This is a genomic window from Micromonospora sp. WMMD730 (assembly GCF_049178955.1).
Classification (GTDB): Bacteria; Actinomycetota; Actinomycetes; order Mycobacteriales; family Micromonosporaceae; genus Micromonospora; species Micromonospora wenchangensis.
Genome location: NZ_JBMHML010000002.1, coordinates 646,077 through 661,798 on the forward strand (window position 1 = coordinate 646,077; position 15,722 = coordinate 661,798).

Consider the following 15,722-nt stretch of genomic DNA (forward strand, 5'->3'; position numbering starts at 1 on the left):
TTTCTCAAGTATCGGCAACATGGCGGGCAACTAACGGCTTGATAACGGCACCTTCACGTAATGGGCCGGTGGGTGTCACAGTGGCAGCACCTCACCCCTGACGTGAGGCACCCGTGTGTCCCGGTCGACCACGTAACCGCTGCCCATGGCGCGGATCGTGGTCGTCGAGCCTGCCCGGGGGCCGAGTGCGGGAGTGCGGTGGCCCGGCGGATCGGTCCCCCTGGGGTGTCCCGATTTCTCTGCGGTAACCGGTGATCCGCAACACAGGATCGCCGTGCGGTGTCACCCCCCAACGTGCGTGAAACCCACGACGGAACCAGGTTAGAAAGAGGAGGCCCCTCGGAATGAGAGTCTCGAAGCGGGCGAGCGGCGCCATCGCGGTGGGTGCGGCGTTCGCGCTCATCGCGTCCGGCTGCTCCAGCGGCAACGACGACGAAGGCGGCAGCGCCAGCAGCTCGGACGGTGCCATCGTCGTCGACGGCACCGAGCCGGAGAACCCCCTGGTTCCGGCGAACACCACCGAGACCGGTGGCGGCAAGATCATCGACTGGCTCTGGACCGGCCTGGTCGAGTACCCGAACAACGGTGGCGCGCCGCAGAACGCGCTGGCCGAGTCGATCGAGACCAGCGACTCCAAGGTCTACAAGATCAAGATCAAGCAGAACACGAAGTTCCACGACGGCACCCCCGTCAAGGCCAAGAACTTCGTGGACGCCTGGAACTGGGGCGCATACTCGCCGAACGGCGCGCAGAACGCCAGCTTCTTCGCCGACATCGCCGGCTTCGCCGACGTCAACACCTCCGACCCGGACGGCGACGGCCCGAAGAAGGCCCCCGAGCCCAAGGCCAAGGAGATGTCCGGCCTCAAGGTCGTCGACGACTGGAACTTCGAGGTCACGCTCGCCGCGCCGACCGCCGTGTTCCCGACCAAGCTCGGCTACAGCACCTTCATGCCGCTGCCGGACGCCTTCTTCTCGCAGGGCGCCGAGGCTTTCGGCAAGAAGCCGATCGGTAACGGCCCGGTCAGCTTCGTCTCGTGGGAGAACAACGTCGCGATCAAGCTGACGCGGTTCGACGACTACAACCTGCGCGACAAGATGAAGATCAAGGACGTCACCGTCAAGATCTACCAGGACGACACGGCGGCCTACAACGACCTGGTCTCCAACAACCTGGACTTCCAGCAGCAGGTTCCGGTCTCCTCGCTGGCCGGCGACAAGTGGAAGGCCGACCTGGCCGACCGGGCGATCCCGTCGACCACGCCGTCCACCGGCATCATCGCGTTCCCGATCTACGACAAGCGCTTCCAGAACCCGAAGCTGCGCAAGGCGATCTCGCTGTCGATCAACCGGCAGGAGATCACCGACAAGATCTTCTTCGGTAACCGCAAGCCGGCCGACAGCTGGGCCAACCCGCTGACCCCGGGTGCCAAGGCGGGTAACTGCACCGCCTGCCAGTTCAAGCCGGACGAGGCCAAGCAGCTCCTGACCGAGGCCGGTGGCTTCACCGGGCAGCTGAAGATGTACTACAACGCCGACGCCAGCCACAAGGACTGGATGGAGGCCGTCGCCGGGCAGATCAAGAACACCCTGGGTATCGACGCGGTCGCCGTCGGTGTGCCGACCTTCGCGGTCTTCCGGCAGAACATCAACGCCCACAAGATGGACGGCGCCTACCGTGCCGGCTGGCAGCAGGACTACCCGGACGTCGAGAACTGGATCAACCCGCTCTACGTGACCGGTGGCTCCTCCAACGACGGTCTCTACAGCAACCCCGAGGTGGACGCCCTGTCCAAGCAGGCCAGCTCCGCCCCGAGCCTGGAGGCCTCGCACGAGCTGTTCGCCAAGGCGGTCGAGAAGATCGACCAGGACGTTCCGTCGATGCCGATCTACTTCGGTGGCCAGCAGTCCGGTCACTCCGAGAAGATCAAGAAGATGGAGCTGACCAACGTCGGCGAGCTCGACATCACCTCCGTCGAGCTCTGATCCGAACGGTCTGACCCCGGGTCGGGCTCGCCTACCGGTGAGCCCGACCCGGGGCCGTTCCGCGAGTGGGTGCACCCCACCCCTCGCCACGTTGTCGCCACCCGTGTCGGCCGCACCCCCGCCCCCGGCACACCCCTTGTCAGGAGGACCACCCCATGGGCCGTTATCTGGTGAGACGGCTGCTCCAACTCGTCCCGGTGTTCATCGGGACGACGCTGATGATCTACCTGCTGGTGTGGAAGGTCCCCGGGGACCCGTTCGCCGGCAAGTGCGGTGACCGTGGCTGCCCGGACAACTACCGGGCCATGATGACCGAGAAGTTCCAGCTGGATCAGCCCTGGTTCGTGCAGTACGCCACCTACATGAAGAACCTCCTGCAAGGCGACTTCGGGACCACCTGGTCGGGGCGCGACGTCGGCGAGATCATCGCCACCGCGTACCCGAACACCCTCAAGCTGGCCCTGGTGGCCCTGGCCATCGAGGGTGTCATCGGTCTCACCGCCGGTGTGCTCACCGGCCTGCGCCGCAACGGCTTCCTGGACAACCTGGTCCTGGTCTCCACGCTCTTCCTGATCGCGCTGCCGGTCTTCGTGGTCGGCTTCGTGCTCCAGTGGTTCTTCGGCGTGAAGCTGGGCATCGTCAAGCCGACCGTCTCCAACGAGATGCGGATCACCGAACTGCTCCTACCGGGCTTCGTGCTGGGCAGCGCGTCGATGGCGTACATCGCCCGGGTGTCACGCACCAGCATCGCGGAGAACCGCCGCGCCGACTACGTGCGTACCGCGATCGCCAAGGGGCTGCCGATGCGCCGAGTGGTCGGTATCCACCTGCTGCGCAACTCGCTGATCCCGGTGGTGACCCTGCTCGGCACCGACCTCGGCGCGCTGATGGGTGGCGCGATCATCACCGAGGGCATCTTCGGCATCAACGGCATCGGCCGCACCGTGCTGCGGGCGATCGTCACCAAGGAGAGCGCTACGGTTGTCTCCATCGTGGTCGTGCTGGTGCTCGTCTACCTGGTGATGAATCTGCTGGTGGACCTGCTCTACGCCGCGTTGGACCCGAGGATCCGCTATGAGTGAGCGCAGCAGCGAACGAATCGTCATTGCAGTGTGCGCGGGCAACCAGGCCGGCGCCGAGCGCAGCGAGGTGCAGGCATGAGCGACCCGAGTGCCGCTTCGATCGTGAGCACGCCCCGTCCCGAGCAGTTGACCGAGGCAAGTTCCCCGGCCACCGCGGGCCCGGCGGGCAAGAAGGAGAAGCCGCGCAGCCTCCTCGGCGACGCCTGGATCGACCTGCGTCGCAAGCCGCTGTTCTGGATCTCCGCCACCTTCATCGTGCTCTTCGTGGTGATGTCGGCCTTCCCGTCGTTGTTCACCTCCGGTGACCCGACTGCCACCGCACTCTCCCGCAGCCGGGTCGAGCCCTCCGGCGACGCGTGGTTCGGCTACGACGTGCTCGGGCGGGACGTCTACGCCCGGGTGATCTACGGCGCCAACGCCTCGATCGTGGTCTCGCTGCTCTCCACGATCGGCACCCTGCTGATCGGTGGGACGGTCGGCATCATCGCGGGCTACAAGGGCGGCTGGATCGACGGCCTGCTCTCCCGGATCACCGACATCTTCTTCGGCCTGCCGTTCGTGCTCGGCGCGATCGTCATCCTCACCACGTTCAACGGTGCCGGCTCCAACAACGGCGAGTGGGAGATCAAGTTCCTGGTGATCGGCTCGCTGGTGCTGCTGAGCTGGCCGGTGGTGATGCGGCTGATGCGTTCCTCGGTGCTCGCCACCAAGGAGGCCGACTACATCGTGGCGGCCCGCGCGATGGGTGCCAGCACCGGTCGGATCATCTTCAAGCACCTGCTGCCGAACTGCCTGGCCCCGCTGCTGGTCTACGGGACGATCATGATCGGCTCCTTCATCGGCGCCGAGGCCACCCTCTCCTTCCTGGGTATCGGCCTGCAGAGCCCGGTGGTCTCCTGGGGCATCATGATCAATGAAGCGCAGAACTACCTCCGGGTCTCGCCCTTCCTGCTCTTCTTCCCCTCCGCGTTCCTCGTCACCGCCGTGCTGAGCTTCGTCATGCTCGGCGAGGCGGTCCGCGAGGCCCTCGACCCGAAGCTCCGATAGGGGAGACTGAGTTGTCCGACATTCTCGTGTCCGAGCAGTCCGCGCCCGGCGCCGACGGATCCGGCCGCCCCTCCGGTCGGCTGCTCGAGGTCGACGACCTGCGGGTGGAGTTCCGCACCCGGGACGGCGTCGCCAAGGTCATCAACGGAGTCACGTACCACGTCGACGCGGGGGAGACCCTCGCCGTGCTCGGCGAGTCCGGCTCCGGTAAGAGCGTCACCGCGCAGACCATCATGGGCATCCTGGACATGCCGCCCGGCTTCGTCACCGGCGGTCAGGTCCGCTTCCACGGCAAGGACATGCTCACCATGTCCGCCGAGGAACGTCGCCGCATCCGTGGCGAGGGCATCGCGATGATCTTCCAGGACTCGCTCTCCGCCCTGAACCCGGTCTTCACCGTCGGGTTCCAGATCGCCGAGCAGTTCCGGATCCGGCGCGGCATGAGCCGTTCCGACGCCAAGAAGCGTGCGATCGAGATGCTCGACCAGGTCAAGATCCCGAACGCCAAGGGCCGGTTCAGCAACTTCCCGCACCAGTTCTCCGGCGGCATGCGGCAGCGCGCGATGATCGCGATGTCGCTGGCCCTCGACCCCGAGGTGCTGATCGCCGACGAGCCGACCACCGCGCTCGACGTGACCGTGCAGGCCCAGATCATGGACCTGCTCGGCGAACTCCAGCGGGAACGCCGGATGGGCATGATCCTGATCACCCACGACCTCGGCGTGGTCGCCGACGTCGCGGACCGGATCGCGGTCATGTACGCCGGCCGGATCGTCGAGGAAGCCGACGTCTACGACCTGTACGCCAAGCCGGCGCACCCGTACACCCTCGGCCTGCTCAACTCGATCCCCCGGCTGGACGAGAAGGGGCAGCAGCTCCGCACCATCAAGGGCCTCCCGCCGAACCTGATGAACATCCCGCCGGGCTGCCCGTTCAACCCGCGCTGCCCCATGGCGCAGCCGGTGTGCCGGGAGACCGTCCCCCCGCTGCTGCAGATCGGCACCGGTCGGGCCAGCGCCTGCCACTTCGCCGAGGAGCTGGTGAACCGTGACTGACAACATCATCGAAGTCCGTGACCTGGTCAAGCACTACCCGGTCACCCGGGGCATCGTGTTCAAGAAGACCATCGGCCAGGTCAAGGCCGTCGACGGCGTCTCGTTCGACCTCAAGGCCGGCGAGACGCTGGGCGTGGTGGGCGAGTCGGGCTGCGGCAAGTCGACGCTGAGCCGGGTCCTGATGAACCTGGAGAAGCCCACCGCCGGCACGGTGCACTACAAGGGCCAGGACATCGCCAAGCTCTCCGGTGGCGCGCTGCGGCGGCTGCGCCGGCAGATCCAGCTGGTGATGCAGGACCCGTACACCTCGCTGAACCCGCGGATGACCGTCGGCGACCTGATCGGCGAGCCGTTCGAGATCCACTCGGAGGTCGCGCCGCGGGGCAGCCGCCGGGACAAGGTCAAGGAACTGCTCGACCTGGTCGGCCTCAACCCGGAGCACATCAACCGGTACCCGCACCAGTTCTCCGGCGGCCAGCGGCAGCGCATCGGCATCGCCCGGGCGCTCGCCCTGCGTCCCGAGGTGATCGTCTGCGACGAGCCGGTCTCCGCCCTGGACGTCTCGATCCAGGCCCAGGTGATGAACCTGCTGGAGAAGCTCCAGAACGAGCTGGGCCTGTCGTACGTGTTCATCGCGCACGACCTGTCGGTGGTCCGGCACCTGTCGGACCGGGTCGCGGTGATGTACCTCGGCAAGATCGTGGAGATCGGCACCGAGGACGAGATCTACGAGCGGCCGACCCACCCGTACACCCAGGCGCTGCTGTCGGCGGTGCCGGTGCCGGACCCGACGCTGCGGGAGAACAAGGCGATCATCCGGCTCACCGGCGACGTGCCCTCGCCGATCAGCCCGCCGTCGGGCTGCCGGTTCCGCACCCGGTGCTGGAAGGCGCAGGACGTCTGCGCCGAGCAGCCGCCGCTGCTGGAGATCCGCCCCGGCTCGGACCACCCGAGCGCCTGCCACTTCGCCGAGAAGCGGGAGATCGTCGCCACGCACGAGGCGTGACCCGACCGGACCGCCTGCCACCGTCCACCCGACGGTGGCAGGCGGTTCGTCGTTCACCGCGGCCCACGCCCGCCGGGTCGCCGTTACAGCGGCCCGCGCCCGGCCCGCAGCAGCAGCAGCGCGAGCTGGGTGCCGTCGGCCCCCAGCTCACTGCGGAAACGTTCCAGGATCTCCCGCTCCCGGGAGAGCACCAGCCGGGTGCCCCCGGAGGCCATCCGGGTCACCCCGACCTCCTGGGACAGCGCAGCGCGCTCCTGCCAGAGCGCGATCAGCGTACGGTCGATCTCGTCGATCCGTTCCCTGATCGCCACGATCCGCTCGGCCGCCACCGTGTCGCCGGTGCCGGTACGGGCGGCCGCGGCTCCGGTCGGGTCGGCCTCCGTGGGCTGCGCCCCGGCCGGATCGTCGTGCCGCGCGGGGCCACCGCTGGACTCCACCACGTCAGTCATCATCGTCGTACCCCTCGGGTCTCGGGCCCGGTGTTCGGATCCCGGGACGAAAAAGCCCCGGGCTCTCCGAGCCCGGGGCTTTCGTAGGTCTGTCGATCAGGCGCGACCCACGGCTGCCGGACTCCCGGTGCCGTAGTAAAAGAAGAACCGCCGCTCGATCACGTCGTCGAGTATGCCGACCGGTGACCGGCCGCGCAAGCACCCGGACGGCCGAGGGAAGGGCCCGCCCGTCGTCGCGTCCACGCGTCGACGAGGGGCCCTTCCCGCCGGTCAGCCCAGCCGGGTGATGCGGTCCGCCGCCGTGGGGGCGACCGGCGCGCCGGCACCCAGGTACGCCACCAGGGCGTCCACGTCGAAGCCGGGGGCGGTGGTCCGGCCGGTGCCGCCCGCCAGCTCGGTGAACCCGTCCCCGCCGTTGGCGAGGAAGTCGTTCGTGGTGACCCGGAAGCTGGCCGCCGGGTCGACCGGGGTGCCGTTCAGGGTCAGCGCGCTCACCCGCGAGCCGGCCGGCGCGGTGCTGTCGTAGGAGTAGGTCAGCCCGGCCGACGGCTGGAGGATGCGCTGGGTGGTCTGCCCCTTGAAGCCGACGAACTGCTGCTCCAGCACGTCCTTGAGCTGCGCGCCGGTGAACGTCTGGGTGACCACCAGGTTGTTGAACGGCTGCACGGTGAACGCCTCGCCGTAGGTCACGTCACCCGGCGCCTCGCCACCGGCCGACGCCGCGTACGACAGGGAGGCCCGCACGCCGCCCGGGTTCATCAGCGCGAGCTGCGCCCCGTCGCCCTTCGTGTACGCCAGCTGCGCGTCGGCGATCACGTCACCCATCGGGCTCTCCCCGTTGGGCCGGGCGTCCCGGACGATGTCCGCGCTGATCTTCCCGACCACCCGGTTGGCGATCGGGGCGACCGCCGTGCGGTACTTGTCGGCCAGCGCCTTCGCGCCCGCGTCGACCAGCGCCGGGTTCTTGGCGAACACCCCGCCGGTCTGCTGCCAGGTCCCGTCGGCGTTGCGTACGCCGTTCTCCACGATCACGTTCTTCGCGGTGATGCCGGTGAACCGGCCGGTCCGCCGGTCCAGCGAGTAGTCGATGTCGGTGACCAGCTGACCGTTGTTGCCGGCGCTGGTGACCACGCTCGGCTTGCCCGAGGAGTTCGGCAGCGAGCAGGAGTAGAAGCGGTGGGTGTGCCCGGAGACCACCACGCCGAACTCCGGCCGCAGGCCCTTGACGATGTCGACGATCGGGCCGGAGAAGTTGGCGCAGTCGGAGACGCCCGGGGTGGCCGGCGGCGCGGACTGCGCGCCGCCCTCGTGCACCAGCAGCACCATCGCCTTGACACCGAACAGTTTGAGCAGGCCACCCCACTTGTTGGCGGTCTGCACCTCGTCGGTGAAGGTGACGTCCTTGATGCCGGCCGGGTTGACGATGCCCGGGGTGCCCTCCAGGGTGACCCCGACGAAGCCGACCGGCACGCCGCCGACGAACTTCACGTCGATCGGGGGCAGGATCGGCAGCTTGGTCTTCTTGTTGATGGTGTTGGCGGCCAGGTAGGTGAACTTCGCGCCGGCGAAGCCGTCGCCGTCCTGGCAGCCGTCGACCGGGTGGCAGCCGCCCTTGTCGATCCGGAGCAGCTCCTTGACGCCCTCGTCGAACTCGTGGTTGCCGACCGAGCTGACGTCCAGGCCGACCTGGTTCATCAGCTCGATGGTGGGCTCGTCGTGGAAGGCGGCGCTGACCAGCGGGGTGGCCCCGATCAGGTCGCCGGCGCCGACGGTGGTGGTGGACCGGCCCTCGGCCTTCGCCTCGGCCCGCAGCTTCTTCAGCCAGGTGGCCAGGTATTCCACCCCGCCGGCCGGGGTGCCGTTGACGGTGGCGCCGCTGCCGGCGGGCGGGTCGATCGCGCCGTGGAAGTCGTTGTAGCTGAGGAACTGGCCCTTGACCTCGCCGCCCGTCGCGGTGGCGTACGAGACGGCGACCGGGGCGAGGCCGGCCCCGGGGGCGGCGTCGGCCGGCGGCGTGGTGGCGCGGCCGGTGATGGGCAGGCTGGCCACGACGGCCAGGGCGAGGGCCGGCGCGGCGAGGTGACGCAGCACGGCCCGACCGCGCGAGCGCGGTTGACTCATGGTTGTTCTCCCAAGTCGTCTACGGGGGAGCAGGCGGGGATTTCCCGGGTCATCGTCGCGCCTCGGGGCGGAAGATGCCAGTGGGGCCACCGTGACAGGTTCGTCTCAGTCCGGGCCGGTCGGCGGCCGGGACGTGCGCGCGGTGGCGGGGCACGATCCGCGCCGGGCGTGCGCGGGCGGGAAGTGTCCGCCCGACGGCATAGACTCGCCGTGCGATGCATCCTCTCTTCGACATCCCCGCGTCCCCGCCCGCGCCCGAGTCCGCGCCGGTTCCGCCGCGCCGGCCGGGCCCGACCCGCCACCTCGACCCGCAGGCCCTGGTGGAGGGCCTGAACGGTCCCCAGCGCGACGCGGTCACCCACGCCGGCTCGCCGCTGCTGATCGTGGCCGGGGCCGGGTCCGGCAAGACCCGGGTGCTCACCCACCGGATCGCCTACCTGCTCGCCGCGCGGGACGTCCATCCCGGCGAGATCATCGCGATCACCTTCACCAACAAGGCCGCCGGTGAGATGAAGGAGCGGGTGGCCCACCTGGTCGGCCCGCGCGCCCGGCTGATGTGGGTGTCGACGTTCCACTCCGCCTGCGTGCGCATCCTGCGCGCCGAGCACGAGCACGCCGGCCTGAAGTCGACCTTCTCCATCTACGACGCCGACGACTCCCGCCGGCTGATGCAGCTGGTCGCCCGGGAGCTGGATCTCGACCCGAAGCGCTACCCGGCCCGGGGGTTGGCCGCCCAGGTGTCCAACCTGAAGAACGAGCTGGTCGACCCGGAGGAGTTCGCCGGCCGGGCCAAGGGGCCCAACGAGCGGGCGCTGGCCGAGGCGTACACGCTCTACCAGCGGCGGCTGCGGGAGGCGCACGCGCTGGACTTCGACGACCTGATCATGACGACGGTGCACCTGCTCCAGTCGCACCCGCACGTCGCGGAGAGCTACCGACGCCGGTTCCGGCACGTCCTGGTCGACGAGTACCAGGACACCAACCACGCGCAGTACACCCTGATCAAGGAACTGGTCGCCGGCACCGAGGGGCTCGCCCCGGCCGAGCTGTGCGTCGTCGGTGACGCCGACCAGTCGATCTACGCGTTCCGGGGCGCGACGATCCGCAACATCCTGGAGTTCGAGCGGGACTTCACCGACGCCCGCACCATCCTGCTGGAGCAGAACTACCGCTCCACCCAGACCATCCTCAGCGCGGCCAACGCGGTGATCGACCGGAACACCTCCCGCAAGCCCAAGCGGCTGTGGAGCGACGCCGGCGCGGGCGAGCAGATCGTCGGCTACGTCGCCGACACCGAGCACGCCGAGGCCGACTGGGTGGGCCGGGAGGTCGACCGGCTGGTCGACGCGGGGGAGACCCGCCCCGGGGACGTCGCCGTCTTCTACCGCACCAACGCCCAGTCCCGGGTCTTCGAGGAGGTGTTCATCCGGGTCGGCCTGCCCTACAAGGTGGTCGGCGGGGTGCGCTTCTACGAGCGCAAGGAGGTCCGCGACGCGCTGGCCTACCTGCGCGCGGTGGTCAACGACGACGACACGGTCAGCCTCCGCCGGGTGCTGAACACCCCGCGCCGGGGCATCGGCGACCGGGCCGAGGCGTGCGTCGAGGCGCTGTCCAGCCGGGAGCGGATCTCCTTCGGGGCGGCGCTGCGCCGGGCCCGGGAGGCGCCGGGCATCTCCACCCGGGCCGCCAACTCCATCGCCGAGTTCGTCGCGCTGCTCGACGGCGCCCGTGAACTGGCCGAGGAGGGCACCCCGGAGGAGGTGCTGGAGGCGCTGCTGACCCGTTCGGGCTACCTGACCGAGCTGGAGGAGAGCGTCGACCCGCAGGACGCCGGCCGGGTCGACAACCTCCAGGAACTGGTGAGCGTCGCCCGCGAGTACACCGAGCGGATCGAGGCGCTGGGTGCCGACGACGAGCGGGCCACCCTGGCCGGTTTCCTGGAGCAGGTGGCGCTGGTCGCCGACGCCGACCAGATCCCTTCCGACGACCCCGACCACCAGGGCGTGGTCACCCTGATGACCCTGCACACCGCCAAGGGCCTGGAGTTCCCGGTGGTGTTCCTGACCGGCCTGGAGGACGGCGTCTTCCCCCACCTGCGGTCGCTGGGCGACACCCGGGAGCTGGAGGAGGAGCGGCGGCTGGCGTACGTGGGCATCACCCGGGCCCGGCAGCGGCTCTACCTGTCCCGGGCGGTCACCCGTTCGGCCTGGGGGCAGCCGTCGTACAACCCGCCGTCGCGTTTCCTGGAAGAGTTGCCGCCGGAGCTGGTGCGCTGGGAGCGCACCGAGGGGACGTACACCTCGTGGGCCGGTGGGGGCGGCGGCGTCGGGGGTCGCGCGGACCGCGCGCCCGGCGGGCGGAGCGGCTTCACCGGGGGTACGCCGAGAGCGGCGGAGCTGGCGAAACGGCTCGGGGTGGACGCCAGTCGGCTGGCCACCGCCAGCGAGCTGCCGCAGGGGCCGAAGGTGTCGGCCGGCGACCGGGTCAACCACCAGCGCTACGGCCTGGGGCGGGTGCTCGCGGTCGAGGGTCACGGGCCGAGCGCCCGCGCGCAGATCGACTTCGGCGACCAGACCATGTGGCTGGTGCTGCGGCACGCCCCGCTCGACAAGCTCTGAGGCGACGCCGACGGGCCCGGTCCGGCCGGGCCCGTCGGCGGTACGGCTCAGCAGGCCACGTCGATGCCCCGGGCGCGCAGGAACGGCGCCGGGTCGATCTGGTTCCACATCTGCCCCTGGTGCACCTCGAAGTGCAGGTGGGGGCCGGTGGAGTCGCCGGTGGAGCCCTCGTAGCCGATCACCTCGCCGACGCCGACCCGGTCACCGACGGCGACCTTCACGCTGCTCTGGTGGGCGTAGTGGGTCAGGTAGCCGTTGCCGTGGTCGATGAAGACCGAGATGCCGTAGCCGTCGCCGACGTCGCCGGCCTTGACGACCGTGCCGGCGGCGGCGGCGCGGATCGGGGTGCCGGCCGGCAGGGCGAAGTCGATGCCGGCGTGCAGGGTGCCCCAGCGCTGCCCGTAGCAGGAGGTGACCTGCGCTCCGGCCATCGGGATCACCCAGGACGGCTTCGGCTTCGGCGTGGTCGCCTTCCTGGCGGTGGCCTTCGGTTTCGCGGCGACCTTCGGTTTCGCGGTGGCCTTGCGGGTCGCCGTGGCCGTCGGGGTGGGGCTGGCGGTGGTGGGGGTCGGCCCGGCGGTGGGGCTGGCCGGGGCGGCCGACTCGCGGGCGGACCGGTCGGCGCGGGCGGCGGCCTCGGCCCGCTCCCGGGCGTCGAGCGCGACGGCCGCCGGTTCCGTGGCGTCGTCCCGGTCGAGGGTGGTGACCGTGGCGACCCCGGTCAGGCCGAGGCCGACCAGCGCGGCGACGCCGACGGCCAGGGTGCGTACGCCCCGCGGGTGACGCCGTCGGTGCCGGACCACGACGGCGGAGATCCGGGCTCCGGGGCCGGTGCGGGTGGACTTCTGGTCGCGGGTGGTGCCGTCGTCCGGGCGGTTGTTGTCTTCCAGCACGGTGGACCTTCAACTACTCAGGGGGTTTCGGACCCGGACCATCCTGGGTGTCGAAGTGCGCCGGGCCGGGTAGGGGTACCAGCCGGTAACCCGGATGCCCCGGCGCCCTGCCCGGCTATGTCCCGCCGGGGTGGCGTCTGACCTGTTGCGCGGGAGGACCCTGACGTGCCCTCGGTCACACTGCGGAGTGTGACGCAGCAGACTTGGCCACAAACGAAACCGCCCGGATCCGTAGATCCGGGCGGTGAACAGGCGTTACCGAGCGTCAGGAAGCGGCTGCTTCGGTGTAGTACGCCTCCACTTGCAGCTTGATGTCCACTCCGCGCTCCTGGAGCCACGGCACCGGGTCGAGGGGCTGGCCCTTGACATGGACCTCCAGGTGCAGGTGCGCGCCGTAGGAGTGGCCGGTGTTGCCGACCAGCCCGAGCTGGTCACCCGCCTTCACCTGCTGGCCCTCGTGCACGCTCACCGCCGAGGAGTGGCCGTAGATGGCCTCGCTGCCGTCGGCGTGCTGCACGATCACCGCGTAGCCGTAGCCGCCGAACCAGCCGGCCTTGGTGACCGTCCCGGAGTGGATGGCCACGTAGGGGGTGCCCTCGGGCGCGACCAGGTCGATGCCGGTGTGCAGCTTGCCCCAGCGCATGCCGTACGGGGAGTTGAAGTCGTAGCCCTGCATGGGCAGCAGCCACGGGTCCTGCTCGCTGACGCCCGGCTGGCTGTCCCGGGCGTCGTTGCGGGTGGCCCGGTCGGCGGCGTCGGCGCGGGCGGCGGCGTCCTGGCTGGTGATCGAGGCCTGCCGCAGCTCGTCGAGGACCGACGGGCTGACGCTCTTGGCGTCCGGCATCGCCCCCGCGCCGAGCGCGACGATCCCGGCACCGACGAAGGCGGTGGTCACGACCGCCGCGTAGCGGCTCCGTGGGGGGGTGGGTACACGGCGACGGCCGCGATATCTATCGGGCTCAGACGACAGGCGCTGGCGCACGCACACCCTCCGTTGTCGGGGATCCGATGCAACCTCCGACCGATCGGTGCAGCCGCCCCGACGATCGTTGATCGCGTCATCACCCGTCCGTGGACCTGATGACAACCGTGGACACGTTAGCCCTCCGCCGCTCCGGTCACAAGCGTGGCCCCCGGATCGGCGATTCGTTCTGTCCCTTTCCGTCCATCATTGTCATAGCTCCAGACGCCGGACGGCTGTCCCTCTTCCTGCCCGTTCGTCGCGCACAGTGACCGATCGGCGGAGGCGTCCGGCTTCCTGGGGGCGGGCCGGGACGGTAGGGGTCCGGCCCGGGTTCTCCACACCCGGTGGGCCGGGTTACCGTTCGTTCAGCTGGTAGCCGCGGAGCCGTGAAGGGTGTGCGCTGATGAACTCTCGTATCCGGGTAGTCGTCGCGAAGCCGGGCCTCGACGGCCACGACCGGGGTGCCAAGGTGGTGGCGCGTGCCCTGCGTGACGCGGGTATGGAGGTCATCTACACCGGCCTGCACCAGACCCCGGAGCAGATCGTCGAGACCGCCATCCAGGAGGACGCCGACGCGGTCGGCCTCTCGGTGCTCTCCGGCGCGCACATGACGCTCTTCCGCCGGGTGCTGGAGCTGCTCGCCGAGCGGGACGCGCGGGACGTGGTCGTCTTCGGCGGCGGCATCATCCCCGACGCCGACATTCCCGAGCTGGTGGAGATCGGCGTCAAGAAGATCTTCACGCCGGGCGCGACCACCCAGTCGATCGTCGAGTGGGTCCGCGCCAACGTGGCCCAGCCGGTCGCCTGACGACCCTCGGGTGCGCCGCACCCGTCCGTACGCCGACGGTGGTGGGCCGGTTTCCGGCCGCCGCCGTTTCGTCGTGCCGTGACCCCGACGGCGGCCGGGGTGGCATCAGGCGGGAGGGCTTTTCGAATCCGGGCAGGGTGAAGGGCCGGACGCACCCCTCACACGCCCGGCCCTTCTATGCACGATGCCCCGCCGCCACCCCTCGACCGACAGGGCATCGGCCGCTCCCGTCTTCGCGCTGATCAGCGCTCCGACATCAGACTCAACGACGCCCGTACGGTGGGGTTACGCGTTACGTGGGACAACCTGTGGACCGATCTGTGCCACCGGCGAGTCGCCGACGGCGCGCTGTGCATTACCGCACACCGCGCACCCGCTCGGTTGCCGCCGGTGCCCACCTCGCTAGGCTGCGGCCAATGGCCTGTTTCAACTGATGACAGGCGTCAACGGAGTTTCCACAACGCTGGCGGCGGCGCGACGGCGCGCCGCGGAGACGGGACGGGACGCGCAATCGTGGACCTGTACGAGTACCAGGGGCGGGACCTGTTCGAGCGGCACGGCTTGCCCGTGCTCGCCGGCGGCGTCGCCACGACCCCGGAGGAGGCCCGCGCGATCGCCGAACGCCTCGGCGGCCGGGTGGTCGTCAAGGCGCAGGTGAAGGTCGGCGGCCGAGGCAAGGCCGGCGGCGTCAAACTGGCCGAGGGCACCGACGAGACGGTGGCCAGGGCCACCGACATCCTCGGCATGGACATCAAGGGGCACACCGTCCACAAGGTCATGATCACCGTGACCGCGGACGTGGCCGAGGAGTACTACTTCTCCTACCTGCTCGACCGGGCGAACCGCACCTTCCTCTGCATCGCCAGCGTGGCCGGCGGCATGGACATCGAGCAGGTCGCCGCCGAGACCCCCGACAAGGTGGTCAAGGCCCCGATCGACGCCGTCAAGGGCGTGGACGAGGCGAAGGCCCGGGAGATCGTCGACGCGGCCGGGTTCCCGGCCGAGGTCGCCGACCAGGTCGTGGCGGTCGCGGTGGGGCTGTGGAAGGCGTTCGTCGCCGAGGACGCCACCCTGGTCGAGGTGAACCCGCTGGCCAAGACGGGCGACGGCACGCTGCTGCTGCTCGACGCCAAGGTCACCCTGGACGAGAACGCCGGCTTCCGGCACCCGGACCACGAGGCCCTGGTCGACCAGGCCGCGGTGGACCCGCTGGAGCAGGCCGCCAAGGAGAAGGACCTCAACTACGTCAAGCTCGACGGCGAGGTCGGCATCATCGGCAACGGCGCGGGTCTGGTCATGTCCACCCTCGACGTGGTGGCCTACGCGGGCGAGCGGCACGGCAACGTCAAGCCCGCCAACTTCCTCGACATCGGCGGCGGCGCGAGCGCCGCGGTGATGGCCAACGGCCTGGAGATCGTGCTCTCCGACCCGTCGGTGCGCAGCGTCTTCGTCAACGTCTTCGGCGGCATCACCGCCTGCGACGAGGTCGCCAACGGCATCATCCAGGCGTTGGCCCTGCTGGAGGAGCGCGGCGAGAAGGTCGCCAAGCCGCTCGTGGTCCGGCTCGACGGCAACAACGCGGAGGCCGGTCGGGCGATCCTCGACGGCGCCGGGAACCCGCTGGTACAGCGGGTCGACACCATGGACGGCGCGGCCGAGCGGGCCGCCGAGCTGGCAGCTGCGGGGGTCTGACG

At 70.1% G+C, this 15,722-nt stretch carries 12 protein-coding genes; 8 read left to right on the top strand and 4 right to left on the bottom strand.

The features are described from left to right. Positions 1-344: 344 nt before the first annotated feature. The 5 genes from ACN265_RS03050 to ACN265_RS03070 all read left to right on the top strand — a co-directional run bounded on the left by ACN265_RS03050 (position 345) and on the right by ACN265_RS03070 (position 6,175). Entirely contained in the window at positions 345-1,985 is a 1,641-nt protein-coding gene (locus tag ACN265_RS03050; RefSeq protein WP_421405956.1) for a peptide ABC transporter substrate-binding protein, read from the top strand. A gap of 155 nt (positions 1,986-2,140) precedes the next feature. Then, the gene (locus ACN265_RS03055) at positions 2,141-3,067 is read left to right on the top strand and encodes an ABC transporter permease (protein ID WP_204924934.1); all 927 of its coding nucleotides are present in this window, start codon (positions 2,141-2,143) and stop codon (positions 3,065-3,067) included. Positions 3,068-3,142: 75 nt separating this feature from the next. Next, entirely contained in the window at positions 3,143-4,114 is a 972-nt protein-coding gene (locus ACN265_RS03060) for an ABC transporter permease (RefSeq protein ID WP_363655686.1), read from the top strand. A gap of 26 nt (positions 4,115-4,140) precedes the next feature. Beyond that, entirely contained in the window at positions 4,141-5,169 is a 1,029-nt protein-coding gene (locus tag ACN265_RS03065; RefSeq protein WP_194823317.1) for an ABC transporter ATP-binding protein, read from the top strand. Next, on the top strand, positions 5,162-6,175 hold the full coding sequence (locus ACN265_RS03070; RefSeq protein ID WP_357926522.1) for an ABC transporter ATP-binding protein: 1,014 nt from the start codon (positions 5,162-5,164) through the stop codon (positions 6,173-6,175). The genes ACN265_RS03065 and ACN265_RS03070 overlap by 8 nt, the downstream gene beginning before the upstream one ends. A gap of 83 nt (positions 6,176-6,258) precedes the next feature. Here ACN265_RS03070 and ACN265_RS03075 read toward each other — a convergent pair whose 3' ends face one another. Both ACN265_RS03075 and ACN265_RS03080 read right to left on the bottom strand, forming a co-directional pair. Continuing rightward, a complete protein-coding gene (locus ACN265_RS03075) occupies positions 6,259-6,627 on the bottom strand; it encodes a chorismate mutase (RefSeq protein ID WP_204924937.1) in 369 nt (122 codons plus the stop codon). Positions 6,628-6,894: 267 nt separating this feature from the next. Further along, complete coding sequence (locus ACN265_RS03080) at positions 6,895-8,745, bottom strand: bifunctional metallophosphatase/5'-nucleotidase (RefSeq protein ID WP_421405958.1); 1,851 nt, start codon at positions 8,743-8,745, stop codon at positions 6,895-6,897. 215 nt (positions 8,746-8,960) lie between these two features. On the opposite strand from ACN265_RS03080, the gene pcrA reads away from it, so the two are divergent. After that, positions 8,961-11,363 carry a DNA helicase PcrA gene (gene pcrA, locus ACN265_RS03085; protein ID WP_204924939.1) on the top strand — a complete coding sequence of 801 codons (2,403 nt, stop codon included), beginning with the start codon at positions 8,961-8,963 and terminating at the stop codon, positions 11,361-11,363. A gap of 47 nt (positions 11,364-11,410) precedes the next feature. Here pcrA and ACN265_RS03090 read toward each other — a convergent pair whose 3' ends face one another. Both ACN265_RS03090 and ACN265_RS03095 read right to left on the bottom strand, forming a co-directional pair. After that, positions 11,411-12,166, bottom strand: coding sequence for a M23 family metallopeptidase (locus ACN265_RS03090; RefSeq protein ID WP_420118962.1), 756 nt, complete (start codon positions 12,164-12,166; stop codon positions 11,411-11,413). A gap of 355 nt (positions 12,167-12,521) precedes the next feature. Next, positions 12,522-13,238, bottom strand: a complete 717-nt coding sequence (locus tag ACN265_RS03095) for a M23 family metallopeptidase (RefSeq protein ID WP_204924940.1) — start codon at positions 13,236-13,238, stop codon at positions 12,522-12,524. Positions 13,239-13,623: 385 nt separating this feature from the next. On the opposite strand from ACN265_RS03095, the gene ACN265_RS03100 reads away from it, so the two are divergent. Together ACN265_RS03100 and sucC are read left to right on the top strand one after the other, a co-directional pair. Then, positions 13,624-14,028, top strand: a complete 405-nt coding sequence (locus ACN265_RS03100; protein WP_088645808.1) for a cobalamin B12-binding domain-containing protein — start codon at positions 13,624-13,626, stop codon at positions 14,026-14,028. A gap of 513 nt (positions 14,029-14,541) precedes the next feature. Then, the gene (gene sucC, locus ACN265_RS03105) at positions 14,542-15,720 is read left to right on the top strand and encodes an ADP-forming succinate--CoA ligase subunit beta (protein ID WP_204924941.1); all 1,179 of its coding nucleotides are present in this window, start codon (positions 14,542-14,544) and stop codon (positions 15,718-15,720) included. The last annotated feature ends 2 nt before the right edge of the window (positions 15,721-15,722 follow it).